Source organism: Domibacillus tundrae (genome assembly GCF_000970675.1).
Taxonomy (GTDB): Bacteria; Bacillota; Bacilli; order Bacillales; family Domibacillaceae; genus Domibacillus; species Domibacillus tundrae.
The window spans coordinates 28,552-46,190 of the sequence record NZ_LAJA01000015.1 but is presented as its reverse complement, the minus strand read 5'-3'; the positions used below and the strand labels follow the sequence as shown (position 1 = coordinate 46,190).

The window sequence follows — 17,639 nt, the reverse complement described above, 5'->3', positions numbered from 1 at the left end:
CACCAACTAGCTAATGCGCCGCGGGCCCATCCTGCAGTGACAGCCGAAACCGTCTTTCAAAAGAAGATCATGAAATCTTCGATATTATTCGGTATTAGCCCCGGTTTCCCGGAGTTATCCCAATCTGCAGGGCAGGTTGCCCACGTGTTACTCACCCGTCCGCCGCTGACTTGAACAGAAAAGCAAGCTTTTCAGTCAAGTCCGCTCGACTTGCATGTATTAGGCACGCCGCCAGCGTTCGTCCTGAGCCAGGATCAAACTCTCCAAAAAGTGTTTGATTGCTCAATTGTTTCTATATAAGATGACAAGCATCTTACAGTAGAAGTTTCTTGCTTAAAACGTTGACGTTTTTATTGATTTTGTTCAGTTTTCAATGTTCAATTTGTTTCGTTTTTGCTGTCGCCATCTGACGACTTAAATAATATACCATGTATAAAATTAAAGAGCAAGCCTTTTTTTGAAAAAAAACAGCCTTTTTTAATTGGCTGTTTTCTCTTCACTTTTTTCGATGTATAAGTCTCTTCGTTTTACTAGATCTATGACGTCTCCATTTGGAAGCTGAACGAGCGGTCTTGTTTTATGTCCCGGTTGAACAAACATCACTTTTCCTTCACTTCCATTTGATAATGTGACCTGCATGCCTGGAGATAATTCCGCTACTAATGAAAATAAGGCATCCATAACAGAAAGATCAAACTGTCCGAATAAATCCTGCTGAATCATTTCAACAGCTTTAAAAACAGATTGTCTTCCCCGAAACAGCCGCTCGGTCGTCAATGCATGGTATGTATCCGCCAGCCCGATTAATTGTGAGATCGCATGTACTGCATTTCCTTTTGCACCCGCAGGATAACCAGATCCGTCTAAGCGTTCATGATGCTGATAAATTGCCAGCTTCGCTTCCGGTTTTAAAAGCTTTAAATCTTTTACCATTTTGTAGCTGGCGACAGGATGATTTTGAATTTCTTTGTATTCATTTTCAGTCAGCGCTGTACTTTTTGTTAACAGAGACATTTTGGTTTTTGACATGCCGCAGTCTGCTAATAATCCAGCAAGAGCCGATTGAATGATTAATCCTTTGTCATAATTCAGCTTTTGGGCGATCATGCCGCTCAGCAACCCAACTGATAGTGTATGATGATAAAGATATACGTCTTTTTTAGAGTAAGCTGAAATTTTTTGAAGCTGTTCCGGATTTTCTAACGTGTACTCCAGAATTGGCAAAATGATAGTACGCATCCGGGCAATTTCCACATTCATGCCGGACTGCCACCGTTGAAATTCTTCTTTAACACTTTTCAACGTTTTAAAATAAAGTCGCTCCATTGGGTCGATCATAGGCAGCGCACTAATCGATGGTGATGCTGAGTATAATGATGCGGGCGAATCTTCTTCTACTATTACATCTACTGATTGGATAGAAAAAGCACGTAAAAACCGAATATGCTGGTCTGTCAACATCGTCCCGGATGAGATGATGGGATTGGATGTTCCAGCCATAACTGCTTCTTTTAATAGATATCCTGGTTTAATATTTTCAAGAGCTATATACATTTGCCGCCTCCTCCCATGCCTTTATGCCTAATTATAAAGATATTAGAACAAAATGGATAGAAAAAAAAGCACAGGAGTATTGAAACGCCTGTGCTTTATCTTTATTCTTCGAGTTCTTCTTCGAGTTCTTCTTCGAGTTCTTCTTCGTCTTCTAATTCTTCTTCGTCTTCTTTTTCAACTTTCGCAACGGTAGCCACTGTTGCGTTGTCGCCCAGTCGAATAAGTTTTACGCCTTGTGTATTCCGGCCGGTAATAGAAATTGTTGCAATGTCCATGCGAATCATAACGCCGCCCATTGTAATCAGCATAAGGTCTTCTTCACCAGTGACCGTTTTAACAGCGATAAGAGCCCCATTTTTGCCAGTAATGTTAAGCGTTTTAAGTCCTTTGCCACCACGTGTTTGAATGCGGTATTCGGATTCAGGCGTTAATTTCCCATACCCATTTTCTGTGACAATTAATATATAATCATTTTCTTCAACAAGTTCCATTCCAACCGCGTAATCCCCTTCTGATAAGGTGATTCCTTTTACGCCTGTTGACGTACGACCCATGGAACGGACATTGTCCTCTGGAAAACGAATGAGCATACCGTTGCGTGTTCCCATAACAATATGTTTTTCACCATCTGTTAACCGAACAGAAATCAATTCGTCTTCGTCACGAATATTCAAAGCAATCAGGCCATTGGTCCGAATTTTCGCGTAATCCATCAATGGCGTCCGCTTAACGATACCCTGTTTAGTCGCAAAGAACAGGAAGGAATCCTCCGTGAACTCTTCAACGAATAACATAGAGTTGACCCACTCATCTTGTTCTACACCGAGAAGGTTGACGAGGGGGATCCCTTTCGCTGTCCGGCTGTATTCAGGAATCTGATAGCCTTTTAAACGGTACACTTTTCCTTTGTTTGTAAAGAAAAGGATCGTATCATGGGTGGAAGTTGTAAGCAGCTGCTCAACAAAGTCATTTTCATTCGTGCCCATCCCTTGAATACCGCGTCCCCCGCGGCGCTGGCTCCGGTATGTGGAGATTGGCAGGCGCTTAATATACCCTTTGTGCGTTAATGTAATAATGATTTTTTCAACCGGAATTAAATCCTCGTCCATCAAGTCACCTGGCGCTCCGTCTGTAATCTCCGTGCGGCGCTTATCATTAAACCGGTTTTTGATTTCAATCAGCTCTTCGCGGATGATCTCGAGAATTTTCTCTTCATCGGCCAAAATGGCTTTTAACTCTGTAATAACAGCCAGCAGATTCTGATATTCTTCTTCGATTTTGTCACGTTCAAGACCGGTAAGGCGCTGCAAACGCATATCCAAAATAGCTTGTGACTGTTTTTCAGATAGACCGAATTGTTCCATTAAGCCCTCACGAGCAAGATCCGCTGTTTGTGAGCCACGAATCAATGCAATAATACGGTCGATATGATCCAGCGCAATACGCAATCCTTCTAAAATATGAGCACGCGCTTCTGCTTTATTTAAATCAAATTGTGTGCGGCGGCGGATAATTTCCTGCTGGTGCGCTAAATAATGTGTTAAAAATTCTTTTAGTCCGAGGACTTTCGGATGTCCGTCGACAAGCGCCAGCATATTAATTCCAAAACTTGTCTGCATGGCCGTATATTTATATAAATTGTTTAAAACAACACTCGCATTCGCGTCACGGCGGATTTCCATCACGATTCGCATACCTTCTCGGTCAGATTCGTCTCGAAGATCGGTAATACCGTCAACCTTTTTATCACGCACGAGTTCAGCGATGCGTTCAATCAGCTTCGATTTATTAACTTGGTACGGAATTTCCGTCACAATGATCGTTTCTTTGCCATTGGCTTTTTCTTCAATTTCTGTCCGCGCACGTAAAATAATGGACCCACGTCCTGTTTCATAGGCTCGGCGAATACCGCTGCGGCCCATTAAAATACCAGAGGTTGGAAAATCAGGGCCGGGAATATGTTCCATCAAATCTAGAACAGACATCTCCGGATTTTTGCTGACAGCAAGGATGGCATCAATGACTTCTCCTAGCTGATGTGGCGGAATATTCGTAGCCATACCAACCGCAATGCCCGAAGCCCCATTTACGAGCAAATTAGGGAATCGGGCTGGCAGAACAACAGGCTCCCGTTCAGATCCATCATAGTTATCCTTGTAATCAATTGTATCTTTATTTAAATCACGCGTAATTTCCATGGCGATTTTGGACATACGGGCTTCTGTATAACGCATTGCTGCGGCTGCATCGCCATCTACTGAACCGAAGTTTCCATGGCCATCCACAAGCATATAGCGATAGTTAAAGTCCTGCGCCATCCGTACCATCGTTTCGTATACAGCTGAGTCGCCGTGCGGATGATATTTACCGATAACATCACCGACAATCCGTGCAGACTTTTTGTATGCCTTATCGGCAGTCATTCCAAGATCATTCATTGCGTACAAAATACGGCGGTGCACCGGTTTCAAGCCATCACGAACGTCCGGAAGCGCCCGGGATACAATAACACTCATCGCATAATCAAGAAACGATGACCGCATTTCCTGGCTTATATTAATCTCTTTCACGTTGGAGCTCGGCATATCAGCCATGAAAAATCCTCCCTTTAAGAAAAGTGCAAGGCGCACAGCTTTAGGTGACAAGCATAAGACGAGCACTGGCGGAGGCGGTTTGTGCCTCCAGCAGGGCTTGGCTTATGACCTCGAGCTGATGGCGCCTGGAACTGGACAATGTTTAAAAAAGTTGGAGCGTCCGCAAATACGGACGCTTTCTCAACCTATATATCAAGATTTTTTACGTATCGTGCGTTGTCTTCAATAAATTTACGGCGCGGTTCTACTTTATCGCCCATTAAAATTTCAAACGTTTCATCTGCTTCCATTGCGTCTTTCAGTGTTACTTGCAGCAATGTTCGCGTAGATGGATCCATTGTCGTTTCCCATAGCTGGGTCGGATTCATTTCCCCCAGACCTTTATAGCGCTGCAAAATTGGCTTTGCATTCGCCGGAATGGTTTTCATGATTTCATCCAGCTCATGATCGTTGTATGCATAACTAATGTTCTTGCCCTGCTGCACTTTGTAAAGCGGCGGCTGGGCAATATAAACATAACCTGCTTCAATAAGCGGCCGCATGTACCGGAAATAGAATGTTAACAGCAATGTCCGGATATGCGCGCCATCTACATCGGCATCCGTCATGATCACCAATTTATGATAACGCGCTTTCGACAAGTCAAACTCTTCGCTAATGCCTGTGCCAAGCGCCGTAATCATTGCCCGAACTTCATTGTTGGACAAAATTTTATCTAAACGCGCTTTTTCCACGTTTAAGATTTTCCCACGCAGCGGCAAGATTGCCTGAAAGTGGCGGTCACGCCCTTGTTTCGCTGAACCACCCGCCGAATCTCCTTCTACGATATAGAGTTCGCTGATTTTCGGATCACGCGATGAACAGTCCGCCAGTTTACCGGGCAGGCTTGATACTTCAAGCGCGCTTTTCCGGCGTGTCAATTCACGGGCTTTTTTGGCAGCCATTCGCGCACGTGCAGCCATCATCCCTTTTTCAACGATTTTCCGCGCGGTATTTGGGTTTTCAAGCATAAACGTTTCAAAACGGCCTGAAAAGACATTGTCTGTGACAGTACGCGCCTCTGAATTACCGAGCTTTGTTTTCGTTTGACCTTCGAACTGTGGATCTGGATGTTTAACTGAAATAATTGCTGTCAGCCCTTCACGAACATCTTCCCCTGATAAATTGCCGTCAAGCTCTTTAGCTAAGCCATTTTTTCGAGCGTAATCGTTAATCACACGTGTCAGTGCCGTTTTAAAGCCGGATTCGTGTGTACCGCCTTCGTGTGTGCTGATGTTATTGGCAAATGAATAAATATTGCTTGTATAGCCGTCATTGTATTGAAGGGCGACTTCGACTTGAATGCCGTCACGCTCGCCTTCCATGAAGATGGCTTCTTCGTGAAGAGCTTCTTTTGTACGGTTTAAATGTTCTACGTACGATTTAATTCCGCCTTCATAGTAATATTCATTTTTCTTTTCAGTTTCTCTTTTATCTTCAAGTATAATTTTGAGTCCGCGATTCAAGAAAGCCAGCTCACGAAGACGCTGTGCGAGTATGTCGTAATCATACACAAGCGTTTCGGTGAAAATTTCATTATCCGGCACAAAGTGAATGTGTGTGCCGGTCATATCAGTGTCCCCAACGATTTTCAAATCTTCCTGCGGAACGCCCTGCTTAAATGCCTGATAATGAATGTTTCCATCGCGGTGAACATACACTTCTAAAAGCTTCGAGAGAGCGTTAACAACAGATGCGCCGACGCCATGAAGACCGCCGGATACTTTATAGCCGCCGCCGCCAAATTTTCCTCCGGCGTGCAGAACAGTCAAAATAACCTCAACAGCCGGACGGCCCATTTTTTCGTGAATGCCAACTGGAATGCCGCGACCATTGTCTTTTACCGTAATGCTGTTGTCCTCTTCTATGATGACATTGATTTCATCGCAATAGCCGGCCAGTGCTTCATCGATACTGTTATCGACAATTTCCCAGACAAGATGGTGCAGTCCTCTTGCACTCGTTGAGCCAATATACATACCTGGACGTTTTCGGACAGCTTCAAGTCCTTCGAGCACCTGTATTTGAGTTTCATCATAGGAAGGTGTCGTATTATTTTGCGGGCCCATAGTCAAATCCAGTCACCTTCTCTTTCGGTAATATAATCTTATTTTATTTGTGTAATCGCGCCAGCTGTTACGCTGTAAGCCGATGCAGCATTTAATGTGTCATGCTCAATGCCATCTGTATTTGTTGTCGTCACAAACGTCTGCACTTTGCCGTGGATCGTGTTCAGCAAATGCGACTGGCGGTAGTCATCAAGTTCGGATAAGACGTCATCCAGCAGCAAAATTGGGTATTCGCCAATTTCTGATTGAATGAGTTCGATTTCAGCAAGCTTTACAGCGAGAGCAGTTGTTCGCTGCTGTCCTTGTGACCCAAATGTTTGAATATTTTTGCCGTTCACATAAAAAAGGAGATCATCCCGATGTGGGCCGGTTAAGGTAACGCCCCGGTCCACTTCTCTCGTCCGGCCTTTTTGATACGCGGCGAACAAAGCCAAGCGTATTTGCTCGTCGCTCTGCTCTTCCGTTATCCCGGCTGCTGGCTCGTAGACGATGGCAAGTGTTTCAATGCCGCGTGAAATACCTGAATGAAGCGGTCCTGCCCATTTTTGAAGCAGACGAATAAATTCAAATCGCTTTTTCATCACTTTCATCGCCAGCTCCACAAGCTGTTCGGTCAAAACATCAAGCACTGTAAAGTCCGATGCTCTTTTCGTCTGCAGCTGCTTTAAATAATGGTTTCGCTGCTGCAGGACTTTATGATAAAGGCTCAAGTCGTGCAAATAGACAGGTGAGACCTGCCCGATTTCCATATCAATAAACCGCCTTCTTACTTGCGGACTGCCTTTTACAAGCGTTAAGTCTTCGGGTGCAAACATGACGACATTCATGTTACCAATGTATTGACTAAGGCGTGTCTGCTCCAAATGATTGATCTTGGCTTTTTTTCCTTTTTTTGAAATAACAAGTTCAATCGGGAGCGACTGGTGCTTTTTTTGCACTCGCCCTTTTATTTTAGCATATTCCGCTTCCCAGCGAATTAAATCTTTATCATTCGACGTCCTATGCGATTTGGCCATGGCCAATACATAGATGGATTCAATTATATTTGTTTTCCCTTGGGCGTTTTCGCCAATGACGACATTTACAGTATTATCAAATTCAACGAGGAGCGATTCATAATTCCGATAGTTCTCCAAAGCCAGTTGTTCAATGTGCATATAGAAACACCTTCCGATGGCTGTTAATCGCTGCCTTCCTCAGTTCCAAACCCTACTTCGTATACGCCGTCACCAGGAATTTCAACTTCATCTCCTTCGTAAAGCTTTCGGCCACGTCTCATATCAAGTTCTCCATTCACGTATACTTCATGCTCACTCAAGTACCATTTTGCCTGACCGCCGGTTTGAATAATGCCGGCCAGTTTTAGAAATTGGCCAAGGGTAATGAATTCCTCGTTTTCTGCTTTTTTTGTCATCATAAGTTCTTTTCCTCCGTAAACATCCTAGTACTTTATTTTAACATAAATACAAAAAAAGCGGGGCCAATACGCCCTGCTTTTTCGGAGACTGATTAATATGTGCGCACCGGCAAAATTAATTGCAGAGTGGAATCATCATGAAGCGGCCGGATAACGAATGGACGCATAGCTCCAGTAAATTGAATTTCAATTTCTGTCCCTTCAATTGCTTTCAGTGCATCCATCATATACTTCGCGCTGAATGAGATTTTTAGTTCATCTCCTTCAGCTGCCAAGCTGTTCACTTGCTCAGTTACTTTACCAATCTCCGGGGAATTAGATGAAATTTCCACGGTTCCATCATCGCCGCTGCTCATTTTAATAACGTTATTTCTTCCTTCACGCGCTAAAAGTGAAGCACGGTCAACCGCCTGTAAATATTCTTTTGTATTTAAGTCAATTTTTGTTTTGTGTTCATCTGGAATAAGGCGACTCGTGTCCGGGTAATTTCCGTCAAGCAATCTTGAGAAAAACAGCACATATTTTGAACGGAACAATACTTGGTTTTCCGTCATGACAATTTCAACCGGTTCATTCGTGTCATCCAAAATTTTACTTAGTTCCGTCAAGCTTTTCCCTGGGATCACAACATTGTATTCCCCTTCCGGAAGTCCAGCTGCTGCGGTTTTACGAAGTGCAAGACGATGGCTGTCAGTTGCCGTGCAAATGAGCGTACCATTTTCAATCTTCCAGTTGACCCCTGTTAAAATTGGACGTGTTTCAGATGTGGATACAGCAAACACAGTTTGTCGAATGAGTGTTTTTACAAGGTCAGCGGGCAGCTTAAAAACATTTTCGTCATCGATTTGCGGCAAATGCGGGTATTCATCTGCATCTTGGCCATTCAAGCTAAACTCCGCGTGGCCTGAACGAATGATCGTTTGGAATGAAGACGATGTTTCAAATTCAATTGTAGATGCGGGCAATTTGCGGACAATTTCATTGAAAAATCGTGCGTTTAAAACAACTCCGCCTGTTTCTTCAATTGTGGCGATTAAGACTTCTCCTTCTTCACTTGGAATGAATGATTCGATTGAAATATCTGAGTCGCTTCCTGTCAGTGTGATCCCCTCGTCTGACGCGTGAATTTTAATTCCTGTCAAAATGGGAATTGTCGTTCTCGAACTTACTGCTTTTAATACATCTTGTATTCCGGCAGCGAGCCGGTCTTTTTGAATCGAAAATTTCATGGGAATACCTCCGAAATTATTTTTGAATAATGTTTCATATAGTGATAATTTTAATTATTTTATATTAAAAAAATATAGTCGTAGTAGTAGGCGCTGTTGATTTGTGGATAAGTGGATAAAAACAGAACAATAACAGTCTATCCACATGTGGACAGACTGTTGATGAACGCCCCTTTTTATTCACAGCTTATTAAGCTTTTAAAATGGTGATGATTTCTTTCACTTTTTGAGCAGCGACAGGATCAGTTTCCATGAGTTTTGAAATTTTCTCATGTGCATGAATCACCGTCGTGTGATCGCGTCCGCCAAACTCCTCGCCGATTTTCGGCAGCGAAAAATCGGTCAGCTCGCGCGACAAATACATCGCAACCTGTCTCGGGAATGCGACTAATTTCGTCCGTTTCCTCGCAGTGAAATCTTCTAGGCGAATACCATATTGTTCTCCGACTACCCGCTGAATGTCCGGAATGGTGACAACTTTCGGACGCGCTCCTGGAATAATGTCTTTCAGCGCCTCTGCTGCTACGGTTGCATTCACTTCTTTGCTGATTAAAGACGAATATGCGACGACGCGGATCAAGGCCCCTTCAAGCTCCCGAATATTTGTATCAATTTGATTCGCGATGTAAAGCATCACTTCATTCGGGACATCCAAGTTTTCCGCACGTGCTTTTTTACGCAAAATAGCAATACGTGTTTCAAGATCCGGCGGTGTAATATCTGTGATCAGTCCCCATTCAAAACGAGAACGTAACCGGTCTTCAAGTGTTGGGATTTCTTTAGGAGGCCGATCGCTTGAGATGATAATTTGCTTGCTTTCCTCATGAAGCGTATTAAACGTATGAAAAAACTCTTCTTGCGTCTGTTCTTTCCCAGCTAAAAACTGTATATCATCAATAAGCAGCACGTCGACATTCCGGTATTTATTCCGAAACTCTACTGCTTTGTTGTCACGGATCGAATTAATAAATTCGTTCGTAAACTTTTCAGATGACAAATACACAACTTTTGCGCCAGGGTTATGTTCAATTACATAATGGCCGATTGCATGCATCAAGTGGGTTTTACCTAGACCAACGCCGCCATAAATAAATAAAGGATTATATGCTTTCGCAGGTGCTTCAGCGACTGCGAGCGACGCGGCATGAGCGAATCGATTACCAGATCCGATGACAAACGTATCGAATGTGTACTTCGGATTCAGCATGCTTTGAATCGTTGCGTCACTGTTCGATTTCGATTTCGGAGTCGGTGTCAGCTGCTCAGAGCGATGCGTTGGTGGAACGTAGGATTCCATATCGTGAACGTCTGGTGAAATAAAATAAACATCCAGCTTTTCGCCTGTTAATTCATCAATAATTTCAGATGTTAAGTGGGTATAATGCCCTTCAAGCCAATCGCGGTTAAAAAAATTAGGTGCCGCCACAACAATGGCATCTCCCTGAAGCGAATGGGCTTTCGTCGACTTTACCCACGTTTCATAGCTTGGCTTGCTAATTCGTGTCTGGATGCGCTCCAGCACTTTGTTCCATAGATCATCAATATTCTCCATTGGCCCCTCCTTACTAACTGTCAGCACAGCTTGTTTAATGTTTGTACAATACGAATCAAGCGGATTTCAAGTAATATTCATAATTATGCATGATAATGTTTGTGAATAAATATATAATTAAGATGAAACTAGTTTTTCGACAAAATCTACAGCTTGTGGATAAAAATAAAAACACCCTGTTCATTATTTTTCCACATACTATCCACAACTGTGGATAGATAATATGTCGAATTTAGTTATCCAGAGTGAAAACAAAATAATAATAGCAGAAAAAATGAGAGCTTGCAATGACTTCAATTAATTATCCACAGGCGGTAAAACACTGTTCAAAAGATTGTCCACAGGGTGAGGACTTGTGAAAAGACCATAGAAGAAGCTGTGGATAATCAGTAAATGCTGTCGATTGCTGTCCACAGTGAAAAATAAGTCAACAAAAAGCGTTTTCTGTACAACGTAGATTCCTCATCAAAAAGACAGTAAAATAATTTGAATCTGTGACCGTTTTAAAATTTGGTTGACAGGATACATGTACATACTTATAATTAACAAAGACTGTTTTGAAAATATGAATTTTAAAACCTCAGGGAGGTGTTTTAATATGAAAAGAACGTATCAGCCTAATAAACGTAAAAGAAGCAAAGTTCATGGTTTCCGTGCACGCATGAGTTCTAAAAACGGCCGCCGTGTTTTAGCAAGCCGCCGTGCTAAAGGCAGAAAAGTACTATCTGCATAAGACCACTGACCATTCAGTGGTCTTTTTTTCTAAAGATTGCTGAGGGGCCGCAGGATGTGGGTCGCGAAGGCGTTGCCGCAGGAAGCGGCGAAGGTATAGCCTTTGATCCTTAAAAAGAGCCGGCAGGTGCCATAAATGAAAAAATCATTCCGCATTAAAAAAAACGACGATTTTCAAACGGTCTTCAGTAAAGGGAAGTCGTTCGCGAATCGCCAGTTTGTTGTGTATATGTATAAAAAAGAACAAAACGTGCCGTTCCGGATTGGTCTGTCCGTCAGCAAAAAGCTGGGCAACGCTGTCGTGCGTAATCGCATAAAGCGATATATAAGACAGAGTTTTACGGAATTGAAGGCAGACATTAAGCCCGGATATGACTTTATCGTCATTGCACGAAAGCCGGCTGCAGACTTGTCCTGTGCAGAAGTGAAGGGAAGTCTTATACACGTCTTGAAACTGGCGCGGGCGCTTCAGGGAAAACAATCGAATCCACTCAATAAGAATTAAGCCAATGACAGGGGGCGCAACCGCTTGAGAAAAAGAACGCTTTCATTCCTGATCGTGGCTCTTTTTTCCGTCTTGCTCGCAGGGTGTACGGAAGTCAATCAGGACATAACAGCGGACAGTGAAGGATTCTGGAATGAATACGTCATTTATCCGCTATCACAATTTATTACAGCCACGTCTAACTTGGTAGGCGGCTACGGTCTTGGTATCATCGTCGTTACGATCATTATTCGGATCATCATTTTGCCGCTTATGATCAAGCAGACAAAAAGCGCCAAAGCGATGCAGGAGATCCAGCCTGAAATCAAAAAAATTCAAGAAAAATACAAGTCAAAAGATGCGCAGACGCAGCAAAAGCTTCAGCAGGAAACGATGGCGCTATTTCAGCAGAATGGTGTCAATCCGCTTGCCGGATGTTTCCCAATTTTGGTTCAAATGCCAATTATTATTGGTCTTTACCAGGCGATTATGCGGACGGGCGAAATTAAAAACCACACATTCTTATGGTTTGATTTAGGCTCGCCGGACATTATTGTGTCTGTTTTAGCCGGTGTGTTCACGTTTTTTCAGCAAAAGTTAATGATGGCGGGAACAGCCAATCAAAATCCGCAAATGGCGATGATGCTATGGCTGATGCCGATCATGATTATTGTTTTTGGGATTACCCTCCCATCTGCACTTGCGCTTTACTGGGTTGTCGGCAGTATTTTTATGATTGTTCAAACATTGGTAATCAATGGTCTGCCAAAGAAAAAAAATTCAACAGTTTCATAAAAGACTTAATCGAAGACATTGTCTCTAAGACAATGTCTGTTTTTATGTATAAAAAGGGATAGTATTCCAAATAAAGAGCGGATGCAGCGAGAAAGTTATCAACATGTGGATGATTATTCGTCTTTTTTTCACCGGCTGGCTGTGGTATTCTATTTATTTAGGGAATGACATGAAAGCCAGCAGGCGATAACATACATCAATATCAATATGGAAGAGGTGAATGAAGTGGAGTTTGATACGATTGCCGCTATTTCGACGCCGCTTGGCGAGGGAGCGATTGCGATCGTCCGGCTGAGCGGCGATGAAGCGATTGCGATTGCGGATAAAGTGTTTAAAGCACCGGGACAGAAAAAACTGTCCACAGTGCCGAGCCATACGATTCATTACGGTCATTTAATGGAGCCATCCACAGGCCGCATTGCAGAAGAAGTCATGGTGTCTTTAATGAAAGGTCCTAAAACATTTACACGTGAAGATGTTGTGGAAATTAACTGCCATGGAGGCATCACAGCCGTTAACCGTGTTCTGCAGATTGTGTTAAATGAAGGAGCGCGTCTTGCTGAACCGGGAGAATTCACAAAACGTGCTTTTTTGAACGGCCGTATTGATTTATCGCAGGCGGAAGCTGTCATGGATTTAATTCGTGCCAAAACGGATAAAGCGATGAACGTTGCCCTTAACCAAGTAGAAGGGCGGTTGTCAAAGCTGATTGGGCGGCTGCGCCAGGAAATTTTAGAAACACTGGCACACGTGGAAGTAAATATTGATTATCCGGAATATGATGATGTGGAAGAAATGACGCATCGTGTACTGCTCCAAAAATCACAGTTTGTTCGGTCTGAAATTGATCGGCTGCTCCGGACTGCGGAACAAGGGAAAATTTTGCGCGAAGGGTTATCCACTGTCATTATCGGACGTCCGAATGTCGGGAAATCTTCGCTTCTTAATGCACTTGTTCATGAAAACAAAGCGATTGTAACCGATATTCCAGGCACGACACGGGACGTCATTGAAGAATACGTCAACGTGCGGGGTGTACCGCTTCGACTTGTCGATACGGCGGGCATTCGAGAGACGGAAGACATTGTAGAGCGGATCGGCGTGGAACGTTCAAGAAAAGTATTAAAAGAAGCCGATTTAATTTTACTTGTGTTAAACTATTCCGATCAGCTGACGCCCGAAGACGAAAAGTTATTTGAAGCAGCGGCTGGCATGGATGTCATTGTGATTGTCAATAAAACAGATCTTGAGCCGAAAATAAACATGGAGCGCGTAAAAGAACTGGCACATAACAGCCAGCTTGTGACGACATCGCTTCTCGAAGAAAAAGGCATTGATGAACTTGAAGAAGCAGTAGCTGGGCTCTTTTTCTCTGGAGCAGTCGGCGCACAGGATATGACGTACGTTTCTAATTCACGCCATATTGCTTTATTAAATCAGGCGAATCGTTCGATTTCAGACGCCATCAGTGGGGTCGAATCGGGTGTGCCAATTGATATCGTTCAAATTGATTTAACAAGAACGTGGGAGCTGCTCGGCGAAATTATCGGCGAAAGTCTCCACGAAAGCTTAATTGACCAGCTATTTTCACAATTTTGCCTCGGGAAATAAGCAATGGAAAGGATTAATAACAGCATGAATTATTATGAAGCAGGCGAATATGAGGTTGTTGTTATTGGAGCAGGCCATGCCGGCGTAGAAGCGGGTCTTGCTTCTGCACGCACAGGAGCAAAAACGCTCATGATTACGATTAACCTTGATATGATCGCATACATGCCATGTAACCCTTCTGTCGGAGGTCCGGCAAAAGGAATTGTCGTCCGTGAAATTGACGCACTTGGCGGCGAAATGGCAAAAAATATAGATAAAACACACATTCAAATGAGAATGCTTAATACAGGAAAAGGCCCGGCTGTTCGTGCATTGCGCGCGCAGGCGGATAAAGTGCTGTATCAGCAGGAAATGAAAGAAACGATTGAGCAGGAGCCGAATTTAACGCTTATTCAAGGAATGGCGGAGCGTCTGATCATTGAAGAGGGCGAGTGCCGGGGCATCATTACCCAAACAGGGGCGATGTATCGTTCAAAAGCTGTTATTATTACGAGTGGAACGTTTATGCGCGGAGAAATTATTCTTGGCGACTTAAAATATTCGAGCGGTCCTAACAACCAGCAGCCTTCTGTAAAATTATCTGAGCATCTGGAAGAGCTTGGCTTTGAGCTTGTTCGCTTTAAAACGGGTACACCGCCGCGTGTAAACAGCCGGACGATTGATTATTCGAAAACAGAAATTCAGCCGGGAGATGACGTGCCTCGGGCTTTCAGTTATGAAACGAAAGAATACATTACCGACCAGCTGCCGTGCTGGCTTACGTATACGAATGAAGAAACACACAATATTATCGGCGAAAACTTGCATCGCTCACCGATGTATTCCGGTGTGATTAAAGGCCGCGGACCACGATATTGTCCATCTATTGAAGACAAAGTCGTCCGTTTTAACGACAAGCCGCGGCATCAGATTTTCCTGGAGCCGGAAGGACGGAAAACGGAAGAAGTATATGTGCAGGGCTTTTCCACAAGTTTGCCGGAAGACGTTCAGTATCGCATGCTTCGCACGATCCCAGGTTTAGAGAAAGCCCAGCTGATGCGTGCCGGCTATGCAATTGAATACGATGCGATGGTACCGACACAGCTTTGGCCGACATTGGAAACGAAAAAAGTGAAAAACCTATATACAGCGGGACAAATTAACGGTACATCGGGCTATGAAGAAGCAGCAGGACAAGGGTTGATGGCCGGCATTAATGCCGCATGCCGTGTACTCGGCAAAGAAGAAGTGGTGCTAAGCCGCTCCGATGCATATATCGGCGTAATGATCGACGATCTTGTCACAAAAGGAACAAGTGAGCCCTATCGTTTACTCACATCCCGTGCAGAATACCGACTTCTTTTGCGCCACGACAACGCGGATCTTCGCTTAACGGAAATTGGCTATAAACTGGGTACAATTTCAGAAGAGCGTTATGCAGCATTTACCGCAAAAAAAGCAGCGATCATTGAAGAAATTGAACGACTCAAAGCAACAATTATTAAACCGGATGAAAAAACACAGTCACTCATTCGTGAAGCCGGCGGAAGTGAATTAAAAGACGGCATTCGCGGTGCAGATTTATTGCGTCGTCCGGAAATGACATATGACGCGATCAAGCAGCTGATTCCGGCTGATGCACTGCTTGATGAAGAAATAGAAGAACAAGTGGAAATTCAGATTAAATACGAAGGCTACATTGAGAAGTCCTTGCAACAAGTAGACCGTATGAAAAAGATGGAAAACAAAAAAATTCCGGCTGACATTGACTATGATGCAATTAGCGGTATTGCCAACGAAGCGCGTACGAACTTAAAAGAAGTCCGCCCGCTTTCCATCGCGCAGGCATCGCGTATTTCCGGTGTTAATCCAGCTGATATTTCGATCTTGCTTATTTACATTGAGCAGGGCCGCGTTGCGCGGACCGGCAGCGAATAAGAAAGGAACCGACAAATGAATATCAACCAATTTCAATCCGAACTATCTTTAAAAGGTATTGAATTAACCGAACAGCAGCTCAATCAGTTTAACCGCTACTTTGAGCTGCTTGTGGAATGGAACGAAAAAATGAATTTGACGGCGATTACCGATCGGGAAGATGTTTATATGAAACATTTTTACGACTCGCTTACAGCGGCTGTGTATACAGATTTAACAAAGCCGCTGCGCATTTGTGATGTTGGTGCCGGTGCCGGGTTTCCAAGTATACCACTGAAAATTGCGTTTCCGAATTTAAATGTGACGATCATCGACTCATTAAATAAACGCATTACTTTTTTAAATCATCTAGCATGTGAGCTTAAGCTTGATCACGTCCAGTTTGTTCATGGACGTGCGGAAGAAATGGGACAAAAACCGGAACACCGTGGACAGTATGACCTTGTAACAGCCCGTGCGGTTGCCCGCATGTCCGTCTTATCTGAGCTGTGCCTGCCATTTGCAAAAATCGGCGGCGCTTTTGTTGCCATGAAAGCAGCCAGCGCGGCCGATGAAATGGAAACAGCTGCAGAAGCAATTAAAATACTTGGCGGCAAAACAGAAGATGTCTTTTCATTTCGCCTGCCGATTGAAAACAGTGAACGAACGATTATTGTGGTCCGAAAAGAAAAAGAAACGCCGAAAAAGTATCCGCGCAAAGCCGGTACTCCGAATAAAACACCAATCGAATAGTTCGTGGCAGGAACAGGGCGCCTCATGGCGAATACTATCAGAATGGAGAATGTAAAAGGTGGTGTGAACATGAAGCGTCCTTTTTCCCGTCTATTTGGCGGAAAAAGTGAAACAGACATGATGCTTCCCGTGGATGAAGTAAAAGAAATTGCGGTGGAATGGATCGAGCCAAATCAATTTCAGCCGCGTTTTGTGTTTCATGAAGAAAAAATAGCAGAATTGGCATCAACCATTGCCGTTCATGGCATTATTCAGCCGATTGTCGTCCGGGAAGCAGAAGATGGAAGGTACGAAATTATAGCGGGAGAAAGGCGTTTCCGAGCGGCGAAAAGCCTCGGCCATGAAACGGTTCCCGTCATTATTCGTCCATTTACGGATGAACAGACCGCTTCAGCGGCACTTATTGAAAATGTTCAGCGGGAAGAGCTATCTCCAATCGAAGAAGCGATTGCGTATAAAAAGCTGCTGAATTTAAATAAAACGACGCAGCAATCACTCGCAGAAATGGTCGGGAAAAGCCAGTCATTTGTTGCGAATAAACTCCGCTTGCTAAAATTGCCGGAAGAAGTGCAGCAGGCCGTGGCTGAAAGGAAGATCACCGAACGTCATGCAAGAGCGCTTTTGCCGCTTAAAAAGCCGGAATTGCAATGTGAGCTGCTGAGTATCATGATCAATAAGCAGCTCAATGTAAAGCAGACAGAAGACCGCGTTGTGAAAATGCTGGAAAAAGACCCGCCGCGTCCCCGTACAAAAGCGGTCAGTCGTGATATCCGTATTGCGCTGAATACAATCCGCCAGTCACTTGCCCTCGTTCAACAAAGTGGGATCAACGTAGAACAGTCAGAAGAAGAAAACGAGGATTTTTATCGAATCACGATTCAAATTCCGAAAAAACCAAAATAATGCTTCAAAAC

The 17,639-nt window shown here is 43.8% G+C and carries 14 protein-coding genes and 1 rRNA gene; 7 read left to right on the top strand and 8 right to left on the bottom strand.

The window, feature by feature from the left end; all coding sequences use genetic code 11:
* The 8 genes from VQ00_RS13385 to dnaA form a co-directional block, all read right to left on the bottom strand.
* Positions 1–270 (bottom strand): 16S ribosomal RNA (locus VQ00_RS13385); the annotation flags it as partial.
* Between the two features lie 207 nt (positions 271–477).
* Positions 478–1,554 (bottom strand): HD-GYP domain-containing protein, encoded by a 1,077-nt coding sequence (locus tag VQ00_RS13380; protein WP_046180653.1) that lies wholly within the window; start codon positions 1,552–1,554, stop codon positions 478–480.
* A gap of 101 nt (positions 1,555–1,655) precedes the next feature.
* A complete protein-coding gene (gene gyrA / locus VQ00_RS13375; RefSeq protein ID WP_046180652.1) occupies positions 1,656–4,148 on the bottom strand; it encodes a DNA gyrase subunit A in 2,493 nt (830 codons plus the stop codon).
* Positions 4,149–4,333: 185 nt separating this feature from the next.
* Positions 4,334–6,256 (bottom strand): DNA topoisomerase (ATP-hydrolyzing) subunit B, encoded by a 1,923-nt coding sequence (gene gyrB / locus VQ00_RS13370; RefSeq protein ID WP_046180651.1) that lies wholly within the window; start codon positions 6,254–6,256, stop codon positions 4,334–4,336.
* A 38-nt stretch (positions 6,257–6,294) separates the two neighbouring features.
* Complete coding sequence (recF, locus tag VQ00_RS13365; protein ID WP_046180650.1) at positions 6,295–7,413, bottom strand: DNA replication/repair protein RecF; 1,119 nt, start codon at positions 7,411–7,413, stop codon at positions 6,295–6,297.
* Positions 7,414–7,436: 23 nt separating this feature from the next.
* On the bottom strand, positions 7,437–7,673 hold the full coding sequence (gene yaaA, locus VQ00_RS13360) for a S4 domain-containing protein YaaA (RefSeq protein ID WP_046180649.1): 237 nt from the start codon (positions 7,671–7,673) through the stop codon (positions 7,437–7,439).
* 92 nt (positions 7,674–7,765) lie between these two features.
* Positions 7,766–8,902 (bottom strand): DNA polymerase III subunit beta, encoded by a 1,137-nt coding sequence (gene dnaN, locus VQ00_RS13355; RefSeq protein ID WP_046180648.1) that lies wholly within the window; start codon positions 8,900–8,902, stop codon positions 7,766–7,768.
* 190 nt (positions 8,903–9,092) lie between these two features.
* The gene (dnaA, locus tag VQ00_RS13350; RefSeq protein WP_046180647.1) at positions 9,093–10,454 is read right to left on the bottom strand and encodes a chromosomal replication initiator protein DnaA; all 1,362 of its coding nucleotides are present in this window, start codon (positions 10,452–10,454) and stop codon (positions 9,093–9,095) included.
* A gap of 598 nt (positions 10,455–11,052) precedes the next feature.
* Here dnaA and rpmH point away from each other — a divergent pair.
* The 7 genes from rpmH to noc all read left to right on the top strand — a co-directional run bounded on the left by rpmH (position 11,053) and on the right by noc (position 17,628).
* Positions 11,053–11,187 carry a 50S ribosomal protein L34 gene (gene rpmH / locus VQ00_RS13345; protein WP_046180646.1) on the top strand — a complete coding sequence of 45 codons (135 nt, stop codon included), beginning with the start codon at positions 11,053–11,055 and terminating at the stop codon, positions 11,185–11,187.
* Between the two features lie 135 nt (positions 11,188–11,322).
* Complete coding sequence (gene rnpA / locus VQ00_RS13340; RefSeq protein WP_046180645.1) at positions 11,323–11,691, top strand: ribonuclease P protein component; 369 nt, start codon at positions 11,323–11,325, stop codon at positions 11,689–11,691.
* A gap of 24 nt (positions 11,692–11,715) precedes the next feature.
* Complete coding sequence (gene spoIIIJ, locus VQ00_RS13335; RefSeq protein WP_046180644.1) at positions 11,716–12,465, top strand: YidC family membrane integrase SpoIIIJ; 750 nt, start codon at positions 11,716–11,718, stop codon at positions 12,463–12,465.
* A gap of 225 nt (positions 12,466–12,690) precedes the next feature.
* Positions 12,691–14,076 carry a tRNA uridine-5-carboxymethylaminomethyl(34) synthesis GTPase MnmE gene (gene mnmE / locus VQ00_RS13330; protein WP_046180643.1) on the top strand — a complete coding sequence of 462 codons (1,386 nt, stop codon included), beginning with the start codon at positions 12,691–12,693 and terminating at the stop codon, positions 14,074–14,076.
* A gap of 24 nt (positions 14,077–14,100) precedes the next feature.
* Positions 14,101–15,993 carry a tRNA uridine-5-carboxymethylaminomethyl(34) synthesis enzyme MnmG gene (mnmG, locus tag VQ00_RS13325; RefSeq protein WP_046180655.1) on the top strand — a complete coding sequence of 631 codons (1,893 nt, stop codon included), beginning with the start codon at positions 14,101–14,103 and terminating at the stop codon, positions 15,991–15,993.
* Between the two features lie 15 nt (positions 15,994–16,008).
* A complete protein-coding gene (rsmG, locus tag VQ00_RS13320; protein ID WP_046180642.1) occupies positions 16,009–16,725 on the top strand; it encodes a 16S rRNA (guanine(527)-N(7))-methyltransferase RsmG in 717 nt (238 codons plus the stop codon).
* A 69-nt stretch (positions 16,726–16,794) separates the two neighbouring features.
* Positions 16,795–17,628, top strand: coding sequence for a nucleoid occlusion protein (gene noc / locus VQ00_RS13315; protein WP_046180641.1), 834 nt, complete (start codon positions 16,795–16,797; stop codon positions 17,626–17,628).
* Positions 17,629–17,639 lie beyond the last annotated feature (11 nt).

Excerpts from the sequence above, each read along its gene's own strand:
- dnaN (WP_046180648.1), bottom strand. The coding sequence starts at position 8,902 with ATGAAATTTTCGATTCAAAAAGACCGGCTCGCTGCCGGAATACAAGAT.
- gyrB (WP_046180651.1), bottom strand. The coding sequence starts at position 6,256 with ATGGGCCCGCAAAATAATACGACACCTTCCTATGATGAAACTCAAATA.
- rnpA (WP_046180645.1), top strand. The coding sequence starts at position 11,323 with ATGAAAAAATCATTCCGCATTAAAAAAAACGACGATTTTCAAACGGTC.
- recF (WP_046180650.1), bottom strand. The coding sequence starts at position 7,413 with ATGCACATTGAACAACTGGCTTTGGAGAACTATCGGAATTATGAATCG.
- rsmG (WP_046180642.1), top strand. The coding sequence starts at position 16,009 with ATGAATATCAACCAATTTCAATCCGAACTATCTTTAAAAGGTATTGAA.
- gyrA (WP_046180652.1), bottom strand. The coding sequence starts at position 4,148 with ATGGCTGATATGCCGAGCTCCAACGTGAAAGAGATTAATATAAGCCAG.
- VQ00_RS13380 (WP_046180653.1), bottom strand. The coding sequence starts at position 1,554 with ATGTATATAGCTCTTGAAAATATTAAACCAGGATATCTATTAAAAGAA.
- mnmG (WP_046180655.1), top strand. The coding sequence starts at position 14,101 with ATGAATTATTATGAAGCAGGCGAATATGAGGTTGTTGTTATTGGAGCA.
- dnaA (WP_046180647.1), bottom strand. The coding sequence starts at position 10,454 with ATGGAGAATATTGATGATCTATGGAACAAAGTGCTGGAGCGCATCCAG.
- yaaA (WP_046180649.1), bottom strand. The coding sequence starts at position 7,673 with ATGATGACAAAAAAAGCAGAAAACGAGGAATTCATTACCCTTGGCCAA.
- rpmH (WP_046180646.1), top strand. The coding sequence starts at position 11,053 with ATGAAAAGAACGTATCAGCCTAATAAACGTAAAAGAAGCAAAGTTCAT.
- noc (WP_046180641.1), top strand. The coding sequence starts at position 16,795 with ATGAAGCGTCCTTTTTCCCGTCTATTTGGCGGAAAAAGTGAAACAGAC.